The 15741-nt window shown below is 41.0% G+C and carries 14 protein-coding genes; 9 read left to right on the top strand and 5 right to left on the bottom strand.

The window, feature by feature from the left end; translation table 11 throughout:
* Positions 1 to 302: 302 nt before the first annotated feature.
* Positions 303 to 641: a hypothetical protein gene (locus ACROAE_RS19300; RefSeq protein ID WP_392342950.1), complete on the top strand. Its 339-nt coding sequence runs from the start codon at positions 303 to 305 to the stop codon at positions 639 to 641.
* A gap of 134 nt (positions 642 to 775) precedes the next feature.
* Here the strand turns inward: ACROAE_RS19300 and ACROAE_RS19305 are convergent, their stop codons facing one another.
* Both ACROAE_RS19305 and ACROAE_RS19310 read right to left on the bottom strand, forming a co-directional pair.
* Positions 776 to 982, bottom strand: coding sequence for an integrase core domain-containing protein (locus ACROAE_RS19305; RefSeq protein ID WP_432405447.1), 207 nt, complete (start codon positions 980 to 982; stop codon positions 776 to 778).
* Positions 983 to 1673: 691 nt separating this feature from the next.
* Entirely contained in the window at positions 1674 to 2297 is a 624-nt protein-coding gene (locus ACROAE_RS19310; protein ID WP_432405450.1) for a TetR/AcrR family transcriptional regulator, read from the bottom strand.
* A gap of 248 nt (positions 2298 to 2545) precedes the next feature.
* Between ACROAE_RS19310 and ACROAE_RS19315 the strand changes: the two genes are divergently transcribed.
* A complete protein-coding gene (locus ACROAE_RS19315) occupies positions 2546 to 3916 on the top strand; it encodes an NAD(P)/FAD-dependent oxidoreductase (RefSeq protein WP_432405454.1) in 1371 nt (456 codons plus the stop codon).
* Entirely contained in the window at positions 3909 to 5003 is a 1095-nt protein-coding gene (locus tag ACROAE_RS19320) for a DUF2855 family protein (RefSeq protein WP_432405457.1), read from the top strand. Before ACROAE_RS19315 ends, ACROAE_RS19320 begins: the two co-directional genes overlap by 8 nt.
* 595 nt (positions 5004 to 5598) lie before the next feature.
* Here ACROAE_RS19320 and yidZ read toward each other — a convergent pair.
* Both yidZ and ACROAE_RS19330 read right to left on the bottom strand, forming a co-directional pair.
* Positions 5599 to 6567 carry an HTH-type transcriptional regulator YidZ gene (gene yidZ, locus ACROAE_RS19325; protein ID WP_432405460.1) on the bottom strand — a complete coding sequence of 323 codons (969 nt, stop codon included), beginning with the start codon at positions 6565 to 6567 and terminating at the stop codon, positions 5599 to 5601.
* Positions 6542 to 7765, bottom strand: a complete 1224-nt coding sequence (locus tag ACROAE_RS19330; protein ID WP_432405463.1) for an MFS transporter — start codon at positions 7763 to 7765, stop codon at positions 6542 to 6544. Before ACROAE_RS19330 ends, yidZ begins: the two co-directional genes overlap by 26 nt.
* A 458-nt stretch (positions 7766 to 8223) precedes the next feature.
* Between ACROAE_RS19330 and ACROAE_RS19335 the strand changes: the two genes are divergently transcribed.
* A complete protein-coding gene (locus ACROAE_RS19335) occupies positions 8224 to 9852 on the top strand; it encodes a methyl-accepting chemotaxis protein (protein ID WP_432405466.1) in 1629 nt (542 codons plus the stop codon).
* 103 nt (positions 9853 to 9955) lie between these two features.
* Here ACROAE_RS19335 and ACROAE_RS19340 read toward each other — a convergent pair whose 3' ends face one another.
* The gene (locus tag ACROAE_RS19340; RefSeq protein ID WP_432405470.1) at positions 9956 to 11422 is read right to left on the bottom strand and encodes a DASS family sodium-coupled anion symporter; all 1467 of its coding nucleotides are present in this window, start codon (positions 11420 to 11422) and stop codon (positions 9956 to 9958) included.
* Between the two features lie 414 nt (positions 11423 to 11836).
* Here ACROAE_RS19340 and ACROAE_RS19345 point away from each other — a divergent pair, with 414 nt between their 5' ends.
* The 5 genes from ACROAE_RS19345 to uvrY all read left to right on the top strand — a co-directional run bounded on the left by ACROAE_RS19345 (position 11837) and on the right by uvrY (position 15723).
* A complete protein-coding gene (locus ACROAE_RS19345; RefSeq protein ID WP_432405473.1) occupies positions 11837 to 12676 on the top strand; it encodes a YHYH protein in 840 nt (279 codons plus the stop codon).
* Positions 12663 to 13247, top strand: a complete 585-nt coding sequence (locus ACROAE_RS19350) for a toxin-antitoxin system YwqK family antitoxin (protein ID WP_432405477.1) — start codon at positions 12663 to 12665, stop codon at positions 13245 to 13247. The genes ACROAE_RS19345 and ACROAE_RS19350 overlap by 14 nt, the downstream gene beginning before the upstream one ends.
* A complete protein-coding gene (locus ACROAE_RS19355; protein WP_432405481.1) occupies positions 13222 to 13893 on the top strand; it encodes an SCO family protein in 672 nt (223 codons plus the stop codon). Before ACROAE_RS19350 ends, ACROAE_RS19355 begins: the two co-directional genes overlap by 26 nt.
* A gap of 507 nt (positions 13894 to 14400) precedes the next feature.
* Positions 14401 to 14820, top strand: coding sequence for a secondary thiamine-phosphate synthase enzyme YjbQ (locus tag ACROAE_RS19360; protein ID WP_432405484.1), 420 nt, complete (start codon positions 14401 to 14403; stop codon positions 14818 to 14820).
* Positions 14821 to 15078: 258 nt separating this feature from the next.
* Positions 15079 to 15723 (top strand): UvrY/SirA/GacA family response regulator transcription factor, encoded by a 645-nt coding sequence (uvrY, locus tag ACROAE_RS19365; RefSeq protein ID WP_160053391.1) that lies wholly within the window; start codon positions 15079 to 15081, stop codon positions 15721 to 15723.
* Positions 15724 to 15741: the final 18 nt, after the last annotated feature.

The following is a 15741-nucleotide window of genomic DNA, read 5'->3' on the forward strand; positions in this document are numbered from 1 at the left end:
GAAATTCTCTTTGAAGTGGTCAATATGCATGGTGTGCTCCCGAAAAAAGGGAGTATAAGATCATAGCGAGATGTTAACGTCAAATAGTGCGTTAAATTGTTCAAAAAACATTCACGATCTCGCCCTGCTTATTGCATAAAGCTACAAAAAATTATGTTAGTTACTAACTTAAGTTAACTTAGTTGAATTTTATTGACGCTTTAGCATCAAAAATTTGCAAGAATTATTTTATACATTGTAATTTTATCGATTTACTCTTGTTAAAAACCAACAGTTCTAACCACATACCTAAGAAGCAGAAAATGACAGAAATTGAATATAAAACATTAAAAAAAATGACCATCCAACAAACTGGAGCCAATGACCCAGAAACTCTGACTCATTTTGCTGAAATGATGAAAAAACAAAACAATTTAATGAAGTATCTTAGTATTCTTCTTATCCTTTGCGGTATTCCATTAAGCTTAATTTTCTTTGGTATATTTTTTGTTCTTGGTGGGTTTATTCTTTACTTTTTCGTTTATCGTAAAAATTTAAAGAAATTCAATCAATTCATTGAGCACATTAAAAATGATAAAGAGTTTCACGCTGAAGCGGTTGCGGCTAAAGCGGCTAAACTACAATCGCTTTCAATGGCCTAGTTAGACATTAATATTTAAAGGCAATCTTAGGATTGCTTTTTTAATTCCTTGCAGAAAATAATGGATATTTTTTAATTTATTCATTAAATCTACATCATGTCGACATGTAATGGTCAAGTATTTCTGGAGAGATTTTAAGCCGCTTTTTTTAACTCATTATATTTTTGATGTGGCGTCTTATAATCTATTGCTGAATGTCTGCGTTTGTAATTGTAGAACTGGATATATTGCTCAACCACACTGACTACAGAACTGTAAGTTGAATCACCCATGCGGATTAGGTTTTCCCTATTTTGATTTGAGCTAGTTAAGATTAATCGATCCGAACAATTTATACGCAATTATGATTAAAAATTTATATGCACAAAATAATACTTTTAAAAACTCATAATTATTGACTTTTTTTAACTTCAGGAATAAAGTCAATCTTAGTTAGCAATTGCAGAATGTGAAGGCGTGAAACCATGCAAGCTAATGAATTTAAACGACTATTATATCTATTTAATTCGAGAGTCTGGGTTCAAATCCCTATCCCTCCGCCACATTAAAATAAAGAGGCCCGCTATTTATAGCGGGCCTTTTTATTTGGCGAAAGATAGCACTTTGAACCCAAGGGTTCCTCTTTATTACAAGCAAGCTATCCCTCCGCAAGAATTAAGACCAATACGAAAAAGTATCATTAGGCATCGCAGATTAATTTTGGGTGTCTTAATTAAAGGGCTTGAAAAACCACCATCTTCCTTGTACTTGATTGATATCAAGATTTTCTGCTTTGTTGAATTTCTTAGATGACCATAAACCACTCATTTAACGATAGTATTTTAACCATATCGATAACAATTGATGAGTTGATCACATCGACCGTAACCCTCGCCAAAGCCATGAAAACGAGTTATGTTATTTGTTCAAGAAATGGGTGGCATCGTTTTTTCAATAAAAAGGCTCATCAGAAATGATGAGCCTTTTTATTGGGCGAAAGATAGGATTTTGGACCCACGGGTGCTTATTTCATTACAAACAAGTGTAATCGCTTCAATTTATTGCATTTGGGTTGCTATTAGTGAGGACTTGAGCGGACTGATTGAGCTTTAGTAGGGCGTCAATGTGCAAGCTCACGGTATCGAGTATTAGTCCTTCCCAATGAGCGTTATCGATTTCTTCAGCGATAGCGTGGTGCATTAGCCCCATATATCCATGCACAATTGACCATACCTGTAGGGTCGTATTGCGTTTTTGCTCAAAGCTTGCGGCTTTGGGTAATATCGTTTCGATGATCTTAGTGGTTTGCAAAAATGCTTGTACGCTAGACTGCTTGGCTTCATCAGAAGGGCAGTAATCAGCGACGCTTTCGCCAAAAATAAGTAGGTAGTGCCCGCGATATTTTACCGCTGTTTTGATATAGCCTTGGGTAGCTAGCATAATGCTTTCTTTCGGGTTTTCACTGTTGATAGGTACATCAACCGCATGTTGAAAGCGAGTAAATCCCTCGATGTAAAGGGCATCTAAAATACCTTGCTTACCGTTGAAATGACTATAAATCCCAATCGTTGACAAGTTCGACTCTCGGGCAATTGCTCTGACGCTTAACGCCGAAATTCCGCCTTTTAAAAACAGTTTTGATGCCGCGAGTAATATTTTTTCTTTAGTATTTTTCATACACAAATCAACCACACAATGTTGAGTCATCATAACGTTAATTTAGCGAGATTAATATTATTTCTTGACAAAATATAACACTGTTATATTTTATTATAACGCTGTTATATTGAGCGCTGCGCGAAGCGAAAAAATAAAACTAAATACATAAAATGGTATGGCTTAACAATTGGCGGGGACAAAATGGACGTTCAAATATTAGAAACTGATTACTTAGTGATTGGCAGTGGGGCAGTGGGGCAATGGGGATGGCGTTTGTCGATACTCTGCTTGCTGAAACAGATGCCAATATTATTATGGTTGATTTACACGCAAAGCCGGGAGGACATTGGAATAACGCTTATCCGTTTGTCACCTTGCATCAACCGTCTAAATTTTATGGTGTTGGGTCTAAAGAACTCAGCAAAGGACGAATAGATAAAATAGGTTTTAATGCAGGTTTGAATGAACTTGCCACTGGCACCGAAGTTAGCGCCTACTTTGATGAGGTTATGAAGCAGCACTTTCTTGGCTCTGGTCGGGTAAAGTATTATCCCATGTGCAAATATACTGGCGATAACAGTTTTGTTTCTATGACCAGTGGCCAAATCTTTAATGTTAAAGTTAACAAACGGTTAGTTGATGCGACTTATTTAAAAACCTCGGTACCTTCAACGCATACGCCTAATTTTTCAATTGCAGATGGCGTTAACTTTATTGCGTTAAATCAATTACCAACAATAACCAACCCGCCTGAACAATACGTGGTGATAGGCGGCGGAAAAACGGGAATAGACGCCTGTTTATGGTTGCTTGAAAATCAGGTTAATCCGGATGATATTTGTTGGATAATGCCGCGTGATGCCTGGCTGATGGATCGTCGAAACACTCAGCCTACGGCTGAATTTTTCAGTGACACTATTGGCGCACAAGCTGATCAAATGGAAGCATTGGCCAATGCAGAATCTGTTGATGACCTGTTTAATAAACTTGAAGATAAAGGCGTGTTAGTGCGTCTAGATAAATCCGTTAAGCCTGAAATGTACCACGGCGCGACGATTTCTCAGCAAGAGCTTAGCCAATTACGACGCATTAAGCAGGTGCTGCGTAAAGGGCGCGTTACCCATTTAGACAACACCGTGATAACACTTGAGCAGGGCAGTTATCACACGCCAGAAAACACCTTATTTATTGATTGCTCGGCCAGTGCCTTAGGTGAGCTTGCAACGTTACCCGTGTTTAGCGATGACAAAATAACCTTGCAGACCATACGTATTATTCAACCCGTTTTTAGTGCCTCATTGATTGCCCATATTGAAGCGACATATCAGAACGATCAGCAAAAAAATGCTCTAAGCCAAATCGTACCATTACCGAACAAAGCAACCGATTGGTTAACGGTAAATGCCGCATTTATGCGAAACCAGTATATTTGGTCGCAAGACAAGGCGTTACAAAAATGGTTGTATTGCAGCCGACTGGATGGCTTTAGCCAATTAGTGGTTGATGCCCCAAAAGATGATATTGAAAAACAAGCAATATTACTGCGTTTACGCTCGAATGCGCCTAAGGCGATGGAGAACTTAATGCGGCTAATTGCCACCTTAAATATGCCTAAAAAGGAGGCCGCTCATGCATGAGTTTCAAGTGAATAAACACGATTTTACAAAAACAAGGTTAGTAGAAAATAATGACCTAACGACTGAAACAGCCTTATCTGACAATGAAGTTATTGTGCGAGTCGACAGTTTTGCACTCACCGCAAATAATATTACCTATGCAGTATTAGGTGAAAAACTTGGCTATTGGCAGTTTTTCCCCGCATCAGATAATGCTGATAATACTTGGGGGATTATTCCGGTGTGGGGGTTTGCTACGGTGATGTCATCACGCAGTAATGATATTGCAGTGGGGGAAAAACTATTTGGTTATTTTCCGCCGACATCACTGGTTAAAATGACGGCAACCCAAGTGTCATCACAGCGCTTTTTTGATGGCAGTGCTCATCGCGCTGCATTGCCGCCTGGTTATAATGTCTATCGCAGGGTATTAGCAGAACCTGGTTATAACGAAAATTATGACAAGCAACGCATGTTATTGTTTCCACTTTATATTACTTCATTTTGTTTATGGGATTACTTACAAAGTCAGCACTGGTTTGACGCTGAGCAGGTCATTATTATTAGTGCATCGAGCAAAACCAGTATTGGCCTTGCTTATGGTATTGATGACAGTGAGTCGGCGCCCAACTTAATTGGCATGACAAGCGCACGTAATAGCGAATTTGTTAACAAGCTTGGTGTATACAAACAAGTGCTTAATTATGGCGATATCTCCGAGCTTAACCCCACATTAAAAACCGTTATTGTTGATATGGCGGGAAATGCTGAACAATTAAAAGCAATAGAGCAGCATATGGGCAAAAATTTAACTTATTGCTTGCAAGTTGGGCTAACGCATTGGGATGCGGCTTCGTTCACCTCGCCATTTACCCTTACCGACAGCGAAATGTTTTTTGCGCCAGGGCATATTCAAAAGCGCATTACTCAATGGGGCGCAAAAGAGTTTGAGCGCCAATCCATGATTTTTATGGCAAAAAGTATGCAGCGTAGTGCCAGTTGGTTAGCGTTCACCACGATAGATGGCATTGAACAAATGACAGGGGTTTACGCTGATGTTTGTAACGGGGTTTTAGCTCCAGAAAAAGGCATCATTGTGAAGCCTTAGTTGTTAAGCCTTAGTTGTTAAGCCTTAGTTGTGAACACTTACCTAGTGGGAACCTAATGGGTCACTCCACTAGTTACTCTAGAGTATTAGGGCGTGTTTATAAACAAAGATAAATACGCCCTAGATATCGAGATAAAATAGTAGAGTTATTTATTATTTCGACTCAATATCGTTCACAAAGAACGCTTTACCTACCTTGCTTTAATTGCAGGTAAAGATGCTAAGGCTAAAACATTATGGCCAATATACACTCGCGTTAGCTTAAAAATACGCCTTACTATTACGCTTGTTGGTATGTGATAGCTAAGGCTTTTTTGTGAGGGTAGATCCTGTTTGGCAATCGTTATCATTTGAAATAACAAATCAATGCATAATCGCAGTGTTAATGACTTTGATTGGCCGTTATTGAGGTTGTTTGAGGTGTAATGGTATTGGTTAACGGTGTTATTTGGTTTTTTTGATTGGGTATACTTAATTGATACATTTTTATTATGGGTATCACGATTAGCTTCTCGCACTCATACACTCATACCCTTAGCCCACAGTGGTATCTCAATATTTACTTAATACATTAGTGCCCCTATATGGCTTGTGTTTATTGGCGATTGTTGAGATCGCTATATAAGCTTTTAATGGCATTTCTTAACCAGGATATTTTAGGGTTTTGATTATTACGTTTATGCCAAATGAGGGTGAAGGGTATCATCAGTTTTGCTTGTAATGCGCTGTCGACAGGGATGGGTAAACACACTAAGTCGGGGTGCACTTTTTGGCAGTAATATTGGCAATATTGCGGCGCTGTTGTGATCATCTCGTGGCCGGGTTGAGCGGTCATAAATAACGATTGCTCAAAGGTGGCCATGGTGAGCTCAATATTGCGTTTTAGGCCCATTTCAATTAACACTTCATCTAATGCCCAGGTGTCACATTTTTCCCTGGTGATATTGATTTGCGGGTATTTTACAAAGGTCGAAATGTTCCAGTCTTCTTGCAACGCGGGGTGATCTTTATGCAGATAAACCACCGGAAGATCGGTAAATAACACTTCATAATTAATAAAGTAGGGCAGCAGTTCAATTGACTCTTTTGATCTGGGGTGACTTTCGCGTCCAGTAAAGCCAATATCAACTTCTCCTCGGATAATGGCTTCAATGGAGTCGTAATCCCAGTTATGCACTTTGACTTTAGCATCAGGGTATTTGTGGTAAATCTGTTGGCTTAGCTGATTAAACATGGTCAGTAAGAGCGGTGATTCCATCGCAAGGTTAAAGCGAATACCATTGGGGATTTCATCACCGCGTTTTGCTAATAGTTGACTGCTTAACTGCAGCCAATCGGCTAACTCTTGCTCCATGCTAATGGCCAGCGAGGTTGGGCTAAATCCATGGGGCGTTTTAACAAACAGCGGGTCGTCAAACCATTCTCTTAATTTGCTCAGTGATTTGCTCACCGTTGAGGGCGTCACATTGAGCTTTTTGGCTGCTTTAGATACGCTCAATTCTTGCAACAGTAACTGCAAAGTAATAAGCAGGTTGAGATCAAGGCGTGCTAACGATTTCTTCATGGGTGTCACTCTGCAGTGGTGAAGGGATTAATAGTATTAAAACCATGCTAATAACACCACCAATAAGCAAGATTAATATCAGCATATTCAATGCACTTACTCCTAACAAACCCAGCAACCAAATAAATAATGCTGAACTGCAAACCTGAACCACACCCAGTATTGAACTGGCCACGCCGGCCCTAAAGCGGTAAGGGCTTAATGCTTGGCTCATCACTACACCAAAGCCAATAGAAAAACTGGCACAAATAAGACTAAATCCGAATAGGCTCAGCAATTGATAGCTCGGCGCTAATTGCGTTACCCCAAGTATTATTGCAGCAGTGACAAATAGTCCTTGAGAGACAATCATTAAGCTGCGCTGGTGGAAAAAAGACAACGCAAATGGCATTGCAAACGAGGTTAACATACTCACCAGTGCAGTTAAGGCCATGGTGGTTGAGTATTCGCCGCGGCTAAAGCCCATGGTATTCATGATTAACATCGGAGATGTATTTACAAAAGTCAGAATTGCGGTCACGGCAATGGCACTGATGAGTAATCTGCTTAAGAAAAATCGTTCATAAAAGGATTCTGTCGCGGCTATTTGTGCATCTGTTGTCGGCTCCGAACTGTGTGAGTGTTCAGCCGATGGCATTAGCGTTTTATTGTGAGTTTCTTGTAACACAAACACAGATAACAAACACACCAATACTCCCATCCCCGCCATGGTGATAAACAAGCTTGACCAGGGATAGCGAAGCATAATCAAGTGGCCTATCACGGGGGCAATGACCGGCATAATACAGGTAATGCCATTAACCATGGATAACACCTTTGCCCGCCGCTCGTCGTCTAATGTATCGCGTAAAATAGCAAAGGCGACCACGTAACAACACCCAGCGCCAATGCCTTGAATAAAACGGACTATCAAAAAGGCTTGGCTGTTATCGACTATACTTCCCATGGCTGAGGCGAGGGTAAAAATAATCGCCCCAGCAATGGCGATAGGTTTTCTGCCAATTTTATCTGCTAATTTACCGGCAAACACCATGGTCGTCGCCATGCCAGCTAAATACACTGAAAAGGCAATATGCAGTTGTGATTCACTCGCGCCTAAGTCTTTGGCTATTTGAGGCAAGCCGACTAAATAGAGATCGATTGCCGTTGGATAGAGCAGAACGAGCGCAAAGCTACAGAGTATAAATCGGGTCATCATATCCACACTTATTAGTTAACCCGAATTCAGGTTAGTTAGCTAAGGTTAAGGTGAAAGCATGTGATGCACGAGTTGCCATTTTGACAACAGGTATTTCTATTTACGACATAGGCGTGTTAAGTCTTTGCTTAACCATAGTGAGTTAAAAGAGCGTTGTACTCGTATTGAGCGTGCTGAAGTATGCCGAGTTTATATTGGCAGCATGAAATCGTTGAAATTTTTGAGTGAATGTTTCGGTCTTTACTGGATAAGATTTTAGTCTTTATTGAACATCTGTTACATTACGGCACCAAGCATTGAGATGGAACTCTTACGGTTACATTGCGAGCAAAAAGTGAATTAACTTACTGCGGTCATTTAACGGTCAAATAAATATTTTACTTACGCATTAGTTATTTAGCTTAATGTGTATCGCGCAAGAATACCTAACAAACTTAATCACATATAAGGTGTTAATCATGAGAATAATCAGCCGCCTTTACTTTGGCTTTGCAAGTTTACTGGTCATTATGGTTGGTATTACTGTATTTGGTTTAATCAAAATCAGTGTTGCAGACAACAATTTAACCCAATTGTCTGAGCAAACCGCTGTAGAGCAGCGCCAAGCGATTAACTTCAGAGGCAGTGTGCATGATCGCGCCATTTCTATTCGGGATGCCGTGCTAGTCAACAATGCTTCAATGTCGCAACAACATCAAAATGATATTAATCGACTTAAAGAGTTTTACCTCACCGCAGCACAAACACTCAATACTATGTATGCCAACGTGCAGCACAGCAATGAAGAGTTAAGTTTACTGCAAGCGATTAAAGACATTGAAGTGACCACACTAGCGGCTACTGAAACCTTGTTACAGATGGTGAATTCGAGCCCAAATGATGTAGCAACAGAACACTTATTAGTGACCGTTTCGCCGTTATATAGCGAGTGGCTAAAAAGAATTAATAAACTTATTGATTATCAAGAAGCTCAAATTCAGCAACAAGTGTCTGCTGCGCGTGAGCAAACTTCCAGTTTTCAGTCGGTGATGTTAATCGTGACGGCCATGGCATTATTGATTGGTAGTGTCGTTGCGTTGACTTCAGTTAAACGCTTAAGAAATATTATTGGCGGTGAGCCAGAATATGCAGCCGATGTCATCCAACAAATTGCTCGAGGCGATCTTACGGTAAAGTTTTCTGTTGATTCTTCTCACAGTATATTAAGTGCGGTGCAGGATTTAACTGTGAATTTGACTGAAATTACGCAAAACTCGATGCTTACCGCTAACAAATTGCTTGCAGCATCTAAAGCACTGTATCAAACGGCACAACAAAACGAGCACCTTATTAACAACCAAAAGCTCGCAACAGATAATGGCGCCGCTGCCATTAACCAAATGTCGAGTACGGTTAATGAAGTGGCTAACCATACCAATGACGCCGCTTTGCTGTCGCAAACAGCAACCAACGAGTTTAACGCTGGCCAGCTTGAGGTGACTCAAACACAAAACGACATTGATGCACTTGCAGCTAAAGTCAGTGAAGCAGCCGATATTATTCATTTATTGTCGAAAGACAGCAAAGAAATCGGCACCGTATTAGATGTTATTCAAGGCATTGCAGAGCAAACTAACTTATTGGCCTTAAATGCGGCCATTGAAGCCGCGCGAGCGGGCGAACAAGGCCGTGGCTTTGCCGTGGTTGCAGATGAAGTGCGTAACCTTGCCCAGCGTACCCAGGAGTCAACTCAACAAATTCAAGCGGTGATTGAAAGCATGAGCACCAGCTCAGCCAAGGCTGTTACCGTGATGAATGAGGGGCAGGAGCAAGCTAATAGCAGTGTAGGGCAAGCTAAACGTGCCGGTGAGTCTTTAACGGCCATCAATCTGTCGGTGTCTAAAATCAGTGATATGAATACCCAAATTGCCACCGCCGCAGAGCAGCAATCTGTGGTTGCCGCAGAGATTAATCAAAATTTTATTCAAATCACCAGCTCTGCATTGTTGGCACAACAAGAGGCGAGTAAAATTACCGCTGCAAGTCATCAACTGGAAGCGTTAGCGCAGAGTTTAGAGTCAAACGTTAAGCAATTTAAAACAGAGTAATTGGAATAGATAATAGAATAAACGATAACGCTGGCAAATTACCGATGCAATTTGCCAGCGTTAAGATCACGACTCGCCTAGCGCTATTTTATTTCAGGCCATTTTACCAAAAGCCAAGTACTTTCCACCAAAGCCCGCCAACCACGCCCCAAATGGTTAAGTTAACTACGCTCATAATAAAGCCCATTGTCCACCAATGTTCCATTGATACGTAACCCGAGCCAAAAATAATGGGTGAGGTGCCGGTTGCATAATGGGTTAATGACATCATTAATGACGATGCACCCGCAAGCAGTAAACCAAGGTATAGAGGTGGGGCACCTAATGCGATGCCCGCAGCAAAGAATGCGGCAAACATGGCGGTAATGTGTGCGGTTGTGCTAGCAAAGAAATAGTGTGCATAAAAGTAAACCACCACCAATATAATCACTGAAATCATCCAGCCCACGCCAAGTTGGGCGATATTGCTTTCAACCACGCCAGAAAACCAAGTCACTAATCCCAATTTATTGAGAAATGTCGCCATCATGACTAAAGCAGAAAACCACACAACGGTATCCCAGGCGGCTTTTTCTTTAAGTACATCCTCCCAGCTCATTACGCCACTGAGTAATAAAATCGATAACCCTAAAAATGCTACTGCGGTAGTGTCAACAGCAAAGGCTGCGCCAAATATCATGGCGGGAACGCCTGCCCACAATACCAATAATAAACCAAACACACTGACCATGATTTTTTCAGCAAAAGTCATCGGCCCCATGTCGGCTAATTTATCTTTAGCATATACGCGGGCGTCTGGGGTTCGTTTAATTTCCGGAGGGTATACCGCATAAATAATTAACGGCATTAGCGCAATACACAGTAAACCAGGTAACAATGCTGCCAGTGCCCAGGTGCCCCACGTAATACTAATATCTGCGCCTGTCGCATCGGCAATTAATTTTACTATTAATGGGTTAGGGGCTGTGGCGGTAATAAACATCGCCGAAGTAATGGGGTTAGTGTGGTAATTCACTAAGGCAAGGTAATGTCCAATTTTTCTGGATGTACCGTCTTCTGGTGACGAGCCAAAACTGGTGGCTATTGATTTCATTATCGGGTGAATAATTCCGCCGCCTCGCGCTGTATTACTGGGTGTGACGGGGGCAATGACGAGTTCTGATAGTGCTAATGCATAGCCAATACCAATGGTTTTTCGGCCAAATAGAGAAATAAAGTAATAACCGATTCGGTTTCCAAGACCGGTTTTAGCTAATCCGCGCGAGATAATAATCGCAATACCGATTAACCAAATTAATGAGTTAGAAAAACCGCTCAATGCATCTTTAATTGCGTCTGAAGGTTTGGCATTGGTTACGCCAGTCAACGCGACTAAAGTAATGGCTAATACCGCGATTGCACCAATAGGCATTGCTTTACCAATAATGGCGACAACAGTACCAACAAATAGCGCAAGCAAATGCCATGCATTGGCAGATACACCTTGCGGTGGCTCGACGATAAACCAAAGAAAAAGAATTATCAAAATTGAAATTATGCCAGGAATAACGCGAATATCAGTACTTTTCATTGCCGCATCCTTAGGGTGGGAAATACACCATGAACATGAAGAGATCTGTGATTTGGGGTGAGCAACTCTGTTGATTAAATTAATGCCATAACTTGATACTAAGTCTTTGTGGTAACTAATTTTGTGAACGAATTCTCATTGTGGTTAAACATCATAATTAGTTGAAAAATAATCGTGATGGCTTAAGTGCGGAACAGGAAAATAAGCGTTTTTATGCCAGTGATGCCAGCTGAATAATTAGGCTCAATGTGATCTGACGTATCTGAGCATGATGTTAATGGGACGAACTTAATAAGCAGAATTAACAGCGTTAACATGAATAGATACAAACGTGCTGATTATTCATTATTTATGCATATTTTCTGCACATTTCATTGTTAAGCTTTGTCTTATGTTTACACTATGAGATATCACATGAAAAGCCCACATTTACGGTTACTGAGCATTGCGATTTCCTGCGCCTTATTATTGAATTTACCTGGTTGTGGTGGTTCAGAAGACACCGACACCGCTAGCGAGAGTACAGCTAATACTGTGACAGACACAGACACAGACACAGACACAGACACTGATTCAGGAACAGAAGATGTAGGCAGTGGCATTTTACATACTGCGTATTACGAATTTGATCAAGATAACGTTAACGTGGTACTCAGCGGCACTAAGGTGGTGATTGAAACCAACGGATTACCCAACCACACCTCCCCGTATTGGTCAGCTAGCAATGAGTTACATGTAGAACCCACCGTGACTTCTTACGCCAAAATGGCTCCAGGCTATATCGATGACTTTGTGGGCACTTATACGTTAACCGTTAATAATACACCATCTAAAGCCAGCACAACCTCAGCAACGGGGCTTGGTGCAATTGGTATTGCCGTGAGTGGCGCAGTTATTTATAACGATGAAGAAGGCCCTGGTATTCCACTTGACAACGCCGCTGGCAGCCTCGACTTTAACGGCGCGCACACTGGGCCGCAAAGTTATCATTATCACTTGGAACCCATTTCATTTTCAGACGATGATTCGAATTTAATTGGTGTGATTGCCGATGGTTTCTTTTTATATGGTCGTAAATGTAACTCCACAGGGACTTACCCAACAGACTTAGATGAGTCGGGCGGGCATACGTCGATTACCCAATTTGCTCAAGATGCTGAATATCATTATCACATTCAAAATGAGCTGTATTTAGGCTCGTATTACATTTTATTCCCAGGTAATTATCAAGGTTCAGCCAGTGCTATCCGTTAAGCCTTTACTGGTTATTTTTGGTTCAATCCTGTTAGCGGGTCTGAGTTATGGCCATTTTTTTACGGTAACAACTGAGCCAATAGCAAGTCTGCACATCAGCATTTCGCATACAACTGGGCTAAGGATGTACCAAAACACCCCTTTTACAGGTGATGCCGTGACTTTCTATCCCAATGGGCAGATAGCAAAGTTAGCTCATTTTGAACAAGGTCTACGAGACGGTTTTTTGCGGCAATGGTTTGAAAACGGCACGTTAGCATTCGACTCTCATTATCTCGCGGGTGTGCTAGAGGGGATAACTCAAAGCTGGTGGAGCAATGGCAATATGCGTTCTGAGTCGGTTTATCGGCAAGGTAAGGTTAATGGCACGTCGTTGCAATGGTATGCCACTGGCGAGCTGTTTAAAAAGATGCACTATGTGGATGGGATTGAGGTTGGGTTGCAACAAGCCTGGCGTCGAAACGGCAAACTTTTTAGCAATTATGAATATATTAACGGGCGAGTGTTTGGCCTTAAACGTTCAAATATGTGTGTAGGATTAGAAGATGAAGAAGTGGTTAAATCTGATTAATGCGTTAATGGCGATGGTAGCTGTTCAGTTTGTGGCGATGCCGTTGATGGCTCAGCCCAGTGGCGAACCCGCGTTGGCCGAGTTACCTTATTATGGCAGTGCCGAGTTTACTCCGCATTGGTTTAAGTCTGACAGCCCTGAGCTGGCTGATTTTCATCAGGTACCTGCATTTAGCTTTATGGATCAGCAAGGTGAAATCGTCACGCAAGATACGGTAAAAGATAAAATCTATGTGGCGAGCTTTTTCTTTACCCGCTGCCCAGGTATTTGTCCTCGAATGAAATCGCAGTTGTCTAAAGTGCAAAGTGAGTTTATGGATGATGACGACATTATGATTGTGTCTCATTCTATTCAACCAGGTAATGATACGATTGAAGTGTTGCAACAATATGCTCAAAAAAATCATATTAATGCCGCTAAATGGCTGTTAGTTACCGGCGATCGTGAACAGATTTACTCACTTGCCAAAAAGGCCTATTTTGCCAATGAAGATTTAGGCGAATATGTCAGTAAGGAAGATTTTTTACACACTGAAAATTTAGTGCTGGTGGATAAAAATAGACATATTAGAGGTATTTATAATGGTTTAAATAATACCTCTGTTGCTGACTTAATTACCGATATAAAACGTTTAATGAGCGAGTAATCGTTATCTTATTAAGCCGTTTGGGTCTGTCAGAATGAGTGCGAAAACGGCTTAAGTAACTTGATGGCCGACCTAAACATTGTCATGAGTAATCGATTTAACTCCGTCCACCTCTTTTTAACCAGTACTCATCACTGGGTCATGTCGAAATCAAACCCTTTTCGTGATTATCTGATCTGCCACATTATTTATGAAACACATTTAGTCATTTATCGCATTGGTCACGTAGCCAATATGCATTTATTGAATTAAGCATTCTCACCAGTAATCATAGTATTTTATGCTATCGAAGATGTTTTCTGTGTAATCAAAACTACATTGTTGTTATTTACACGATATATTCTATCGATAGGCTTAACTTGAGTGTATGCTCTGGGCTGATTATGCTATTTATTTTTATAGTGTGGAGCTCTGTTTGTGGTTGCGTGTGAGTATTTACGCAGAGTAAATATTGATATTTTATTGTCATCGTGATCTAAGGTTTTGTGGTTATTTAAGGTTTTCTCTATGTGGATACAAAGAAGCATTACGCTAACACCTAAAAAACGCGGTTTTCACCTTATTACCGATGAGGTGCTGAAACTCATACCCCAACTGCGTGAAATTGAGGTCGGCTTATTGCATGTATTTATTCAGCACACTTCAGCCTCTTTAACCATTAACGAAAATGCAGACCCGACAGTACGCGGTGATATGGAACGCCATTTCAATGTACTTGCACCAGAAGGGGCGCCTTACTTTAAGCACACATTTGAAGGCGCGGATGACATGCCAGCGCACATAAAATCAACCTTAATTGTTGTCAGTCAAACCATACCGATTACTCATGGACGCTTGAACTTAGGTACTTGGCAGGGATTATATTTGTGTGAGCATCGCGATAATGCGTCCTCAAGAACAATAATTGTTACAGTTCAAGGCGAATAGTATATCCAATTGAATCATTACACAGATAACGGGCAAATGAGATAACATCATTGCCTGTTTTGTATGCATTCCTCATGTTCAGTTATGACTTTGCTTGTGTAAGTTAATGTAAAGATGCTAAATTCAGGCGTCTTAATAAGACAATTATTATTTGTGGGTTTATGGGACTATTTTGCCATTAACCGCATCTGAGTGTTTGTTATATAAAACGGCCCTAAAGCTTTTAAAAGAATAACGCATAAAAATAGGTGGGTTAACGTGATATCTGTATATTTGGTTGACGATCATGAACTCGTGAGAACGGGGATACGTCGCATTCTAGAAGACGAACGCGGTATTAAAGTGGTTGGCGAAGCTCCCGACGGCGAAACAGCAGTTCAGTGGTCTCGACAGAATGAAGCTGATGTTATTTTGATGGACATGAACATGCCTGGTATGGGCGGCTTAGAAGCGACTCGTAAAATTTTGCGTTATCAGCCTGAGGCTCGGATTATTGTATTAACGGTACAAACGGAAGATCCGTTTCCAACTAAGGTTATGCAAGCAGGCGCCTCGGGTTACTTAACCAAAGGTTCTACCTCACCAGAGGTGCTTAAAGCCATTACACAAGTTGCTCGTGGCCAGCGTTATTTGTCGCCAGAAATTGCCCAGCAAATGGCTCTCAGCCAGTTTAACCACTCTGATGAAAATCCATTTAGCAGCCTTTCAGAACGTGAACTACAGATTATGTTGATGATCACCAATGGTGAAAAGGTCAATGATATTTCTGAAAAGCTTAACTTAAGCCCTAAAACCGTTAACAGTTATCGTTATCGCTTATTTGCTAAATTAGGCATTGGTGGTGATGTTGAGTTGACCCGTTTAGCGATTCGTTACAAAATGCTCGACACAGGTTCATTTTAGTTGGGAATATCCCGCGTA

Origin of the sequence: Shewanella sp. MF05960, assembly GCF_050849305.1 — a bacterium.
Lineage (GTDB): Bacteria > Pseudomonadota > Gammaproteobacteria > Enterobacterales > Shewanellaceae > Shewanella.

Bases quoted from the DNA above. Each gene is read 5' to 3' on its own strand.
- ACROAE_RS19300 (WP_392342950.1), top strand. From the start codon at position 303: ATGACAGAAATTGAATATAAAACATTAAAAAAAATGACCATCCAACAA.
- ACROAE_RS19310 (WP_432405450.1), bottom strand. From the start codon at position 2,297: ATGAAAAATACTAAAGAAAAAATATTACTCGCGGCATCAAAACTGTTT.
- ACROAE_RS19315 (WP_432405454.1), top strand. From the start codon at position 2,546: ATGGCGTTTGTCGATACTCTGCTTGCTGAAACAGATGCCAATATTATT.
- ACROAE_RS19320 (WP_432405457.1), top strand. From the start codon at position 3,909: ATGCATGAGTTTCAAGTGAATAAACACGATTTTACAAAAACAAGGTTA.
- yidZ (WP_432405460.1), bottom strand. From the start codon at position 6,567: ATGAAGAAATCGTTAGCACGCCTTGATCTCAACCTGCTTATTACTTTG.
- ACROAE_RS19330 (WP_432405463.1), bottom strand. From the start codon at position 7,765: ATGATGACCCGATTTATACTCTGTAGCTTTGCGCTCGTTCTGCTCTAT.
- ACROAE_RS19335 (WP_432405466.1), top strand. From the start codon at position 8,224: ATGAGAATAATCAGCCGCCTTTACTTTGGCTTTGCAAGTTTACTGGTC.
- ACROAE_RS19340 (WP_432405470.1), bottom strand. From the start codon at position 11,422: ATGAAAAGTACTGATATTCGCGTTATTCCTGGCATAATTTCAATTTTG.
- ACROAE_RS19345 (WP_432405473.1), top strand. From the start codon at position 11,837: ATGAAAAGCCCACATTTACGGTTACTGAGCATTGCGATTTCCTGCGCC.
- ACROAE_RS19355 (WP_432405481.1), top strand. From the start codon at position 13,222: ATGAAGAAGTGGTTAAATCTGATTAATGCGTTAATGGCGATGGTAGCT.
- ACROAE_RS19360 (WP_432405484.1), top strand. From the start codon at position 14,401: ATGTGGATACAAAGAAGCATTACGCTAACACCTAAAAAACGCGGTTTT.